Annotated in this window: 11 protein-coding genes; all 11 read left to right on the top strand. The window is 48.7% G+C overall.

Features of this window, described 5'->3' with window-relative positions; genetic code table 11:
* Nucleotides 1–197 precede the first annotated feature (197 nt).
* Nucleotides 198–917 carry a hypothetical protein gene (locus H6A34_RS02705; protein WP_205103297.1) on the top strand — a complete coding sequence of 240 codons (720 nt, stop codon included), beginning with the start codon at nt 198–200 and terminating at the stop codon, nt 915–917.
* A 111-nt stretch (nt 918–1,028) separates the two neighbouring features.
* Nucleotides 1,029–2,219, top strand: a complete 1,191-nt coding sequence (locus tag H6A34_RS02700; protein WP_021947908.1) for a mechanosensitive ion channel family protein — start codon at nt 1,029–1,031, stop codon at nt 2,217–2,219.
* 279 nt (nt 2,220–2,498) lie between these two features.
* Nucleotides 2,499–3,731: a Cof-type HAD-IIB family hydrolase gene (locus H6A34_RS02695; RefSeq protein WP_205103296.1), complete on the top strand. Its 1,233-nt coding sequence runs from the start codon at nt 2,499–2,501 to the stop codon at nt 3,729–3,731.
* Nucleotides 3,732–3,920: 189 nt separating this feature from the next.
* Nucleotides 3,921–5,009, top strand: a complete 1,089-nt coding sequence (trpS, locus tag H6A34_RS02690) for a tryptophan--tRNA ligase (protein ID WP_205103295.1) — start codon at nt 3,921–3,923, stop codon at nt 5,007–5,009.
* Between the two features lie 29 nt (nt 5,010–5,038).
* Nucleotides 5,039–5,356 carry a DUF3467 domain-containing protein gene (locus H6A34_RS02685; protein WP_021947905.1) on the top strand — a complete coding sequence of 106 codons (318 nt, stop codon included), beginning with the start codon at nt 5,039–5,041 and terminating at the stop codon, nt 5,354–5,356.
* Between the two features lie 376 nt (nt 5,357–5,732).
* Nucleotides 5,733–6,113 carry a 30S ribosomal protein S12 gene (rpsL, locus tag H6A34_RS02680; protein WP_021851960.1) on the top strand — a complete coding sequence of 127 codons (381 nt, stop codon included), beginning with the start codon at nt 5,733–5,735 and terminating at the stop codon, nt 6,111–6,113.
* Nucleotides 6,114–6,261: 148 nt separating this feature from the next.
* On the top strand, nt 6,262–6,738 hold the full coding sequence (gene rpsG / locus H6A34_RS02675) for a 30S ribosomal protein S7 (RefSeq protein ID WP_021947904.1): 477 nt from the start codon (nt 6,262–6,264) through the stop codon (nt 6,736–6,738).
* Between the two features lie 24 nt (nt 6,739–6,762).
* On the top strand, nt 6,763–8,880 hold the full coding sequence (gene fusA / locus H6A34_RS02670) for an elongation factor G (RefSeq protein ID WP_205103294.1): 2,118 nt from the start codon (nt 6,763–6,765) through the stop codon (nt 8,878–8,880).
* A 97-nt stretch (nt 8,881–8,977) separates the two neighbouring features.
* Nucleotides 8,978–9,283 (top strand): 30S ribosomal protein S10, encoded by a 306-nt coding sequence (gene rpsJ / locus H6A34_RS02665; RefSeq protein WP_021947902.1) that lies wholly within the window; start codon nt 8,978–8,980, stop codon nt 9,281–9,283.
* 23 nt (nt 9,284–9,306) lie between these two features.
* The gene (gene rplC / locus H6A34_RS02660; RefSeq protein WP_205103292.1) at nt 9,307–9,921 is read left to right on the top strand and encodes a 50S ribosomal protein L3; all 615 of its coding nucleotides are present in this window, start codon (nt 9,307–9,309) and stop codon (nt 9,919–9,921) included.
* Nucleotides 9,921–10,550 (top strand): 50S ribosomal protein L4, encoded by a 630-nt coding sequence (rplD, locus tag H6A34_RS02655; RefSeq protein ID WP_021948576.1) that lies wholly within the window; start codon nt 9,921–9,923, stop codon nt 10,548–10,550. Before rplC ends, rplD begins: the two co-directional genes overlap by 1 nt.
* Nucleotide 10,551: the final 1 nt, after the last annotated feature.

Raw genomic sequence — 10,551 nt, 5'->3', positions numbered from 1 at the left:
TTCCAAAAAGCCGTCAATCGCACGCTGAAAGGCCGCCTTTTGTCTTGCGAAAGGCGGCCTTTCGCAAAGCCGTTGGCTGTCAGCGCATTACAAGCTTGGTGCCAATGGGACTGCTTCATGCCGCCAAACGTTGTTCTTGCGTTTGCATTTCTCGACATATTTTGTTATTTTTGCGCATGGAATAAAATGATAGGTATATGGACATTGTTGACGTATTGATAATGCTGATACCTGCGGGTATGGTCGCGTTTGTGCTCTTCGAGGTGGGCTGCTGCATGTTCGGCGAGGCCCGCAAGCCACAGGATGGGGCAGGAGAGGGCATGCCCTACCGTGCCGTTGTCGTGAGGCGCAGGCTCAGGCGCATGCTTTTCGTGGCCGCCGCGGTTACTTTCGTGGGCGGCGTTGTGTCCGCGCTGCTGTCGGCCGACGTGGCTTACTTCTGCTCGTTGGTACTGCCGATGTTTGTGGTGGGCGTAGCGGGCGCTGTGACAGGGCGCAAGGTGATGGGCGACAGGATTGTGCTGCCCCTTGCGCTGTGCTGTGTCACGGTGGTTGTAGTAGTGTCGTTGTTGCCGATTTTCATCAATTCCACGCAAGACCTTGACGTTACCGTGGCCGACGGACGGCTTAATATAAGCGGCAGCTATGGCGAGACAATACCTTTGGACAGCATATCAACGGTAATGCTTGTCGACAAAATGCCGTATATCGAGCGGCGCACCAACGGCTATTCGTTTAACGGCGTAGCCCTCGGACGATTCGAGACGGCCGACGGACGCAGCCTGACGCTCCATTCATACTCTGGCGACGGACCGTTCGTAAGGGTTGTCACACGCGGCGGGCGGCACGTCTACCTCAACTCGCGCGACGCCGGACTGACGCGCAAGGCATACGCCTTAATCCGCTCGGGGTTGTGATGTGCCGCAGTGGCGGTGACATGCAAGACGCCTTCTTTTCGCTTTTGTTTTTTCCGTTTTTCGATAATATTGCTTATTTTTGCGTACTGAATAACCAAGAATACTACCCCGATGGACGGTTTTGATGTATTTATTCTCGACTTTCTCAGGCATACCGCAGGCGTGTCGGAGAGCATGCTGACGTGGCTGTATCCGCTTACCGCGGCTTTTGCCGTGGCACTGTTCTCCTACGTTTGTACGGCCGTGTTCCGCTTTATTGTAATGCCGGCGGTTCAGAAACTTACCGAACGTACAAAGGCCAAGTGGGACGACTATATCTTCAACCACCGTGTGATGAAGGCCTTCAGGCGTATCATACCGCCCGTAATCTGGTATGTCGCGCTGCCGCTTGTGCTCACCCATTCGCCCGGACTGCTGTCGTTCCTGCTCAAGGTATGCAATATATACCTTGTGGTGGTGTCACTGCTTTTCGTCAGCGCCTTCCTCCATTCGCTCTACGAAATATCCGAGGAGCACAAAAAGCTGCGCAACCGTCCTCTCAAGGGCGTGTTCCAGATGTTCGACCTGCTGGCGTTCGTCGTCGGTCTTATACTTATCATAAGCATTATCATCGACAAAAGCGCGATAAGCGTGCTGGCCGGCCTGGGCGCTTCGGCAGCCATCCTCATGCTGATTTTCAAGGATACAATCCTTGGTCTCGTGGCCGGCGTCCAGCTTACGGCCAACGACATGCTGCGCCCCGGCGACTGGATAACAATGCAGAAATATGGAGCTAACGGCTATGTGCGCGAGGTGTCGCTCACAACCGTAAAGGTGCAGAACTTCGACAAGACGATAACCACCATTCCGCCTTACCTCCTCGTGAGCGACAGTTTCCAGAACTGGCGCGGCATGTGGGCGGCCGGCGGCCGGCGCATGAAGCTGTCGGTCAACATCGACGCAAATACCGTGCGCTTCTGTTCGGCCGATGACATCGCGCGTTTCGTCGAGAAAGGCTATGTGTCAGCGAGCCAGTATGCCGACGCAGGGTTCCCCGTCAGCAACACGCAGGTGTACAGGGACTTTATGATAGGCTATATGCGTAGCCATCCCGACGTGAACAAAGACCTCATGATAATGGTGCGCATGCTCCAGCCTACGCCCGAGGGGCTGCCCGTGGAGCTTTACTGTTTCTGCTCGTTTACCGAGTGGGCTCCGTTTGAGATGTTCCAAAGCTCGATGCTCGATTACGCAGTCGTAATGGCGCGCGAGTTCGGCCTGAGCATATTCCAGCGCCCGGCCGGTACGGACCTGAAGGGATGATGCTGCCGCGGGAATATGTATTCCAGGGCGGTTGCGCGGGTTGCGGCAGGTTGGTATCCGTGCCGTGCGATTATAGTTTTTTTACGAATGCGTCTCTAAACGTTTTTTAATCTGAAATAATCGGCAGAATATAACCGGATTCCGTAATCTTTGCGTATATTTGTTGACACGAATATAAGATGCGGTTCGGCAATGTCATGTCAAAAAACATTGTCTTTTCTTGCCGTTGCGCTCACCTTTCGCTATATTTGTGGATGCAAACCCAAAATACGGAATACTATGAAATATAAGTTATTAGTGCTCGATGTCGACGGTACGCTGCTTAACAGCGCTGAGCAAATTACCAAGCGTACGCTGTCCGCCCTGGTTAAAGTGCAGCACATGGGAGTGCGCATCGTCCTTGCCTCCGGGAGACCTACGTCGGGTCTGCTGCCGTTGGCAAAGATGCTTGAGCTGGACAACTTCGGCGGTTATATAATGTCGTACAACGGAAGCAAGATAGTCAAGGCCGACAGCGGCGAGGTGATGTTCGAGCGTCGCATAAACCCTGAGCAGATACCATATCTGGAACGTAAGGCGCGGAAAAACGGTTTTTCGATATTCACTTACAACGGCGGTACGTTGCTTACGGACAACGCTGACAATGCGCACGTTCGCCGTGAGGCACAGTTGAACAACCTTAAAATAGTGGAGGAGGAAGAGTTCTCCATAGCAATAGATTTCCGCCCGTGCAAGTGTGTGCTGGTAAGCGACGACCAAGAGGCGTTGCTTGGATTGGAAAAGCATTGGAAGCGGAGGCTTGCTGGTGTGCTTGACGTATTCCCGTCAGAACCGTATTTCCTTGAAGTGGTACCTTTCGGCGTAGACAAGGCCAATACTTTGGGTGTGCTTATGGGAATGTTGGGCGTTGGGCATGACGAGGTGATAGCCATAGGCGACGGCGTAGCTGACGTTACCATGCTTCAGCTTGCCGGTGTAGGTGTCGCTATGGGACACGCGCAAGACTCGGTTAAGATATGCGCCGATTACGTTACTGCATCAAATGATGAGGACGGTGTGGCGCAGGCGGTAGAAAAGCTCATTCTTTCCGAGGTGCATGCCTCTGAAATACCGCTTGATATGTTGAACTCGCAGACGCGCCATGCCTTGATGGGCAATCTCGGCATACAGTACACTTACGCCTCGCAAGACCGAATAGAGGCCACCATGCCCGTTGACGAACGCACGCGCCAGCCTTTCGGCATTCTGCATGGCGGGGCAACGCTGGCCCTGGCCGAAACCGTAGCCGGGCTTGGCTCGATGATTTCTTGCCAGCCGGATGAAATTGTTGTGGGCATGCAGGTGAGCGGCAATCATGTATCGTCGGCGCATGAAGGGGACACTGTGCGGGCCGTGGGCACAATAATACACCGTGGCCGTTCGTCGCATGTCTGGAATGTTGACGTGTTCACTTCAACCAACAAACTCGTGTCGAGCATACGTGTGGTGAACAGTATTTTAAAGAAAAAATAAACTGTTGGAGGTCTCCGGAGGAAGAAAGAATAAGGCATAATCAGTATCGTAGTTGCTCTATTTAATGTCCAACGTGCGGTGCTGATATGCCTCTTTGTATTTTTAAAACCATACTTTTTTGTCTGTTTCGTGGATTTTTCGTAAGTTTGCACATCATAAAACGTGGAATAATCAAAAACGTAAACATTGATGGGAAAAATCATACTTACCGGCGACCGTCCTACGGGCCGCCTTCATCTCGGACATTATGTAGGTTCGCTTCGCCGTCGCGTTGAGCTTCAAGACGAGGGCGATTTCGACCGCATGTTCGTCTTTATTGCCGATGTGCAAGCCCTGACAGACAATGCCGACAATCCGGAGAAAGTGCGCCAGAACATCATTGAGGTGGCTCTTGACTACCTTTCGGCAGGTCTTGATCCGCAGAAAGTCACGCTTTTCGTGCAGTCAATGATACCTGAACTGGCCGAACTCACCGTGTATTACATGAACCTGGTGACCGTATCGCGCCTGCAGCGCAATCCGACGGTAAAGACCGAAATACAGATGCGCAATTTCGAGGCAAGCATTCCCGTGGGTTTCTTCACTTATCCAATAAGCCAAGCTGCCGACATAACAGCATTTAAGGCTACTACCGTGCCGGCAGGAGAAGACCAGGAGCCAATGCTCGAACAGACGCGCGAAATCGTGAAACGCTTTAACTACATATACGGCGACGTGTTGGTGGAGCCGAAAATCATGCTGCCAACCAACTCGGTGTGCTGCCGTCTGCCGGGTACTGACGGCAAGGCGAAGATGAGCAAGAGCCTCGGCAACTGTATCTACCTGTCAGACTCGTCGAAGGAAATGCAGCAGAAGGTCAAGAGCATGTACACTGACCCCGGTCACTTGCGCGTAGAGGATCCGGGAAAGGTTGAGGGTAACACTGTGTTTACCTATCTCGACGCATTCAGTACGCCTGACGATTTTGCCGAGTTCTGGCCCGAGTACAAGACCCTTGACGAGCTGAAAGATCATTACCGCCGTGGAGGACTGGGCGATATGAAATGCAAGAAGTTCCTTATCAAGGTGCTTGATAAGCGTCTTGAACCTATGCGTCAGCGCCGCCACGAGTTCGAGCAGGACATCCCTGAGGTGTATAATATCTTGAAGAAAGGATCGGAGGCTGCCCGTGAGGTTGCGGCGCAGACTTTGCATGATGTGCGTGACGCCATGAAGATAAATTATTTTGACGATATGGAACTTATACGCCAGCAGGCCGAAAAGTACAGTAATAAATGAAATATACCTTATTATAATATATAAATACAATGGACAACAACAATAACAAACAAGGGCAGTTTCAGATTGAATTGCCGCAGGAAGTAGCTCAGGGCGAGTATGCCAACTTTGCAATTATAACCCATTCAAGTTCGGATTTTATACTCGACTTCGCCCGTATACTCCCGGGTGTGCCAAAGGCAATGGTAAAGTCGCGGGTGATTCTTGCTCCAGAACACGCCAAGCGCTTGCTTATGGCACTGAAGGATAATATAGTAAGATACGAGAATGCGTTTGGACAAATCAAACTGCCACAGCAGGAAAAGGGAACGATAGCGCCTTTCAACATAAATAAGGGCGAAGCTTAATAGCTGGAGACTTGCCCCGGACGGACATTTGTTAAAGCAGTTTAGTCTTCCGTTCGGGGTAAGTCAAGCGCTTAGTCTGGTGCGTGTTTGCTGCCGGATATATCTTTACGCTGACATGTAGTTGTAATACCTTTGTATAACTCATGCAGCCTTAGTATGTTTCAAAGCGTGTTGAAATAGTTGTATTTAAGTTAATTTATTTTAATAAAGCCTATATTGTTTAAATATTATAAGGGTATAGGCTTTTTGAATTCTTTATAATTAGGTAATTTGAATATTTATTTGTACCTTTGCAGCCCAAATACGGCCTGTGTCCTGGCCGTCTTGGATTCAAGAAAATAATAAAAACAATATATAACTAAAAAAAATAACAACAATGCCTACAATTCAACAATTGGTAAGAAAAGGTAGAAAGGCGCTTGTTGACAAGAGCAAATCGCCGGCTTTGGATTCATGTCCTCAGCGTCGTGGCGTATGTGTTCGTGTCTACACAACAACCCCGAAGAAACCTAATTCGGCAATGCGTAAAGTTGCCCGTGTTCGTCTGACAAACCAGAAGGAAGTCAACTCCTACATTCCTGGAGAGGGCCACAACCTTCAGGAGCACTCTATTGTACTCGTACGTGGCGGTCGTGTAAAGGACCTTCCCGGTGTGCGTTATCACATTGTTCGTGGTACACTTGATACCGCAGGTGTTGCTAACCGTACACAGCGCCGTTCAAAGTATGGTGCAAAGCGTCCTAAGGCAAAGAAATAATATTAGCCTGAAAGTATAAATTAAGGACACAATAGACATTTTTATCATCGTTTTGCTGGAGATTTGTTATAAAGGTTGAGTAAGCGTTTCCGGAGGGAAAGCTGAAGAACGAGAACAGCCCCATGCAGAATTAATTTCAAAAAGAGAAATGAGAAAAGCAAAACCAAAGAAGCGTGTGATCCTTCCGGATCCCGTTTACAACGACCAGAAGGTCTCGAAGTTCGTTAATCATCTGATGTATGACGGAAAGAAGAATACATCTTATGAAATCTTCTACAAAGCATTGGATACCGTAAAGGAGAAGATGGCTAACGAGGAAAAGTCAGCTCTTGAGATATGGAAGACTGCCCTTGACAATATCACTCCACAGGTAGAGGTTAAGAGCCGCCGTATTGGTGGTGCTACCTTCCAGGTTCCTACAGAAATCCGTCCTGACCGTAAGGAGAGCATCTCAATGAAGAACATGATAAACTTCGCACGCAAACGTGGTGGCAAGACCATGGCGGACAAGCTGGCTGCCGAAATCATGGATGCTTATAACAATCAGGGTGGCGCGTTCAAGCGCAAGGAGGATATGCACCGCATGGCTGAGGCTAACCGTGCATTTGCTCACTTCAGGTTTTAACAACATAGTTAGGTAAAAAGAAACATGGCAAAGCAAGATTTACATTTGACTCGCAATATCGGTATCATGGCCCACATTGATGCCGGTAAGACGACAACTTCTGAGCGTATCCTGTTCTATACGGGTAAGACTCACAAGATTGGCGAGGTGCATGACGGTGCCGCTACAATGGACTGGATGGCACAGGAGCAGGAGCGTGGTATTACCATTACCTCTGCTGCCACCACATGCTATTGGCACTATGACAACAAGCAATTCAAGATTAACTTGATTGATACTCCGGGACACGTTGACTTTACCGCCGAAGTAGAGCGCTCTTTGCGTGTGCTTGACGGTGCGGTTGCTACCTACTGTGCCGTAGGTGGTGTTCAGCCTCAGTCGGAGACTGTATGGCGCCAGGCAGACAAGTATAACGTTCCACGTCTTGGCTACGTCAATAAGATGGACCGCTCAGGTGCAGACTATTTTGACGTTCTCCGCCAGATGAAGGATGTTCTCGGCGCTAACCCTGTGTCTTTGGTTGTGCCTATTGGTAGTGAAGAGACCTTTAAGGGACTTGTAGACCTCATCAAAATGAAGGCTATCTATTGGCATGATGAGACTATGGGCGCTGAGTATGAGATAGACGATATTCCTGAAGATCTTAAGGACGAGGCTGAAGAGTGGCGTGGAAAGCTTCTCGAAAGTGCGGCTGAGTACGATGAGGCCCTGATGGAGAAATATTTTGAAGACCCCAACTCTATTACAGAGGAGGAAATAATCGCAGCTATCCGTAAAGGAACACTGTCAATGCAGTGCACCCCAATGCTTTGCGGTTCGTCATTCAAGAATAAGGGTGTGCAGACCTTGCTTGACTATGTATGCGCATTCTTGCCTTCGCCTCTCGATACTCCTAACATCGTTGGAACCAATCCTGTTACAGGTGAGGAGGAGGATCGCAAGCCGTCAGAGACAGAACCTACTTCTGCTCTTGCGTTCAAGATTGCAACTGACCCGTATGTAGGCCGTTTGGTGTTCTTCCGCGTTTATTCAGGTAAGGTTGAGGCTGGTTCTTATCTTTACAATACACGTTCAGGTAAGAAAGAGCGCGTAAGCCGTCTGTTCCAGATGAACTCAAATAAGCAGGTTCCTATGGAAGTTATCGATGCAGGTGATATCGGTGCCGGCGTAGGTTTCAAGGATATACGTACTGGCGATACTCTTTGTGATGAGGCTCATCCTATTGTGCTCGAGTCAATCACATTCCCGGATCCGGTTATCGGTATTGCAGTTGAGCCGAAGAGCCAGGCTGACGTTGATAAGCTTGGTATCGGTCTTGCTAAGCTTGCAGAGGAAGACCCAACCTTCACTGTACATACAGACGAACAGAGTGGCCAGACCGTTATCTCTGGTATGGGTGAGCTTCACCTCGACATTATTCTCGACCGTCTGAAGAGAGAGTTCAAGGTTGAGTGTAACCAAGGTAAGCCTCAGGTTAACTATAAGGAGGCTATCACCAAGACTGTCAACCTGCGTGAGGTTTACAAGAAGCAGAGCGGTGGTCGTGGTAAGTTTGCTGACATTATTGTAAACGTTGGCCCGATTGACGAGGATTACAAAGAGGGCGGATTGCAGTTCATCAACGAGGTTAAGGGTGGTAACATCCCCAAGGAGTTTATCCCCTCTGTCCAGAAAGGTTTTGAGTCTGCAATGAAGAGTGGCGTGCTTGGCGGATATCCTATGGACAGCCTCAAGGTTACGTTGCTTGACGGTTCTTTCCACCCGGTAGACTCTGACCAGTTGTCATTCGAGATCGCAGCTATCAATGCTTACAAGAACGCGTGCGTTAAGGCAGGTCCGGTGTTGATGGAGCCTATCATGAAGCTCGAGGTCGTTACTCCGGAGGAGAACATGGGTGATGTAATCGGTGACCTGAACAAGCGTCGTGGTCAAGTAGAAGGTATGGACGAGACCCGTAGTGGTGCACGTATAATCAAGGCAATGGTTCCATTGGCTGAGATGTTCGGATACGTAACGGCACTTCGTACCATTACTTCCGGCCGTGCAACGAGCTCTATGGAGTATGATCACCACGCGCCTGTATCAAGCACAATCGCTAAGGCTGTGCTCGAGGAAATCAAGGGCCGTGTAGATTTGGTATAATCAAATAAACAGGAGAACGAGGCGTCACGTTAGCGAATGACTCTTAACGGGCGTACCTCTTCTCTTGTAATTAATTTAAAATAATAAATTAAAAAACATGAGTCAGAAAATCAGAATCAAGCTGAAGTCTTACGACCACAAATTGGTAGACAAGTCAGCAGAAAAGATCGTGAAGGCGGTAAAGGCAACGGGAGCTATTGTAAGTGGTCCTATTCCACTGCCGACACACAAGAGAATTTACACCGTAAACCGTAGTACTTTCGTAAACAAGAAATCGCGTGAGCAATTCCAATTGAGCGACTACAAGCGCCTTATAGACATTTACAGCTCTACGGCTAAAACAGTAGATGCACTCATGAAACTTGAGTTGCCGAGCGGTGTTGAGGTTGAAATCAAAGTATAGTATAATTTTTAATATTAATTGAAATGCCAGGATTAATTGGAAGAAAAATCGGAATGACATCCGTTTTCAGTGCCGACGGCAAGAATGTGCCGTGCACTGTTATCGAAGCTGGTCCTTGTGTTGTTACCCAGGTCAAGACCGTTGAGAAGGACGGTTACAAGGCTGTTCAATTAGGCTTTGGTGAAGCAAAGGAAAAGAACACCACAAAGCCTATGATGGGCGTATTCAAGAAGGCTGGAACAACACCGAAGAGACACTTGGCCGAGTTCAAATTTGATGAAGAGTACAACCTTGGTGACGTAATCACCGTTGATATCTTCAACGATTCTACCTTCGTAGACGTTGTAGGTACGTCAAAGGGTAAGGGCTTCCAAGGTGTAATGAAGCGTCATGGCTTCGGCGGTGTAGGCCAAAGCACTCACGGTCAGGACGACCGTGCGCGTAAGCCGGGTTCAATCGGTGCATGTTCTTATCCTGCAAAGGTATTCAAGGGAATGCGCATGGCAGGCCAAATGGGAGGCGATAGGGTAACAACTCAGAACCTCAGAGTGTTAAAAGTAATACCGGAGCATAACCTCATCCTTGTGAAAGGTAGTGTTGCTGGTTGCAAAGGTTCAACCGTTTTAATTGAGAAATAATGGAAATTAACGTATTAAATATCAAAGGTGAAAACACCGGAAGAAAGGTTACGTTAAACGAATCTGTCTTCGGAATTGAACCCAACGACCACGTTCTTTATCTTGACGTTAAGCGTTACATGGCAAGCTTGCGCCAGGGTACGGCTAAGGCTAAGGAAAGAAGTGAGCATGCAGGTTCTACACGTAAGCTTGGTCGTCAGAAGGGTGGCGGTGGTGCACGTCGTGGTGACATCAATTCTCCGTTGCTTAAGGGTGGTGGCCGTGTGTTCGGTCCGACGCCCCGCGACTATAGCATTAAGCTGAACCATAAAGTAACCGTTCTTGCACGTAAGAGCGCTTTGTCTTATAAGGCTAAGGAAGATGCCATTGTTGTAGTAGAAGATTTCAATTTGGACGCTCCGAAGACAAAAGATTTTGTAAATATTACTAAAAATCTTAAAGTTGACGGTAAGAAACTGCTTTTCGTTTTGCCGGAATCAAATAAAAACGTATATTTGTCGGCTCGAAATTTGCAGCGTGCAGAAGTTATGATGGCGTCATCACTCAATACCTATAAGGTTTTGGATGCTGATGTTCTTGTCATGACTGAAAACTCGCTGAAGATAATCGATGAAATCTTGAACAAGTAAA

It is taken from the genome of Marseilla massiliensis, from assembly GCF_016899855.1.
GTDB lineage: Bacteria > Bacteroidota > Bacteroidia > Bacteroidales > Bacteroidaceae > Prevotella.
Note: the sequence above shows the minus strand (reverse complement) of the source record. Positions and strands in the feature narration are given on the sequence as shown.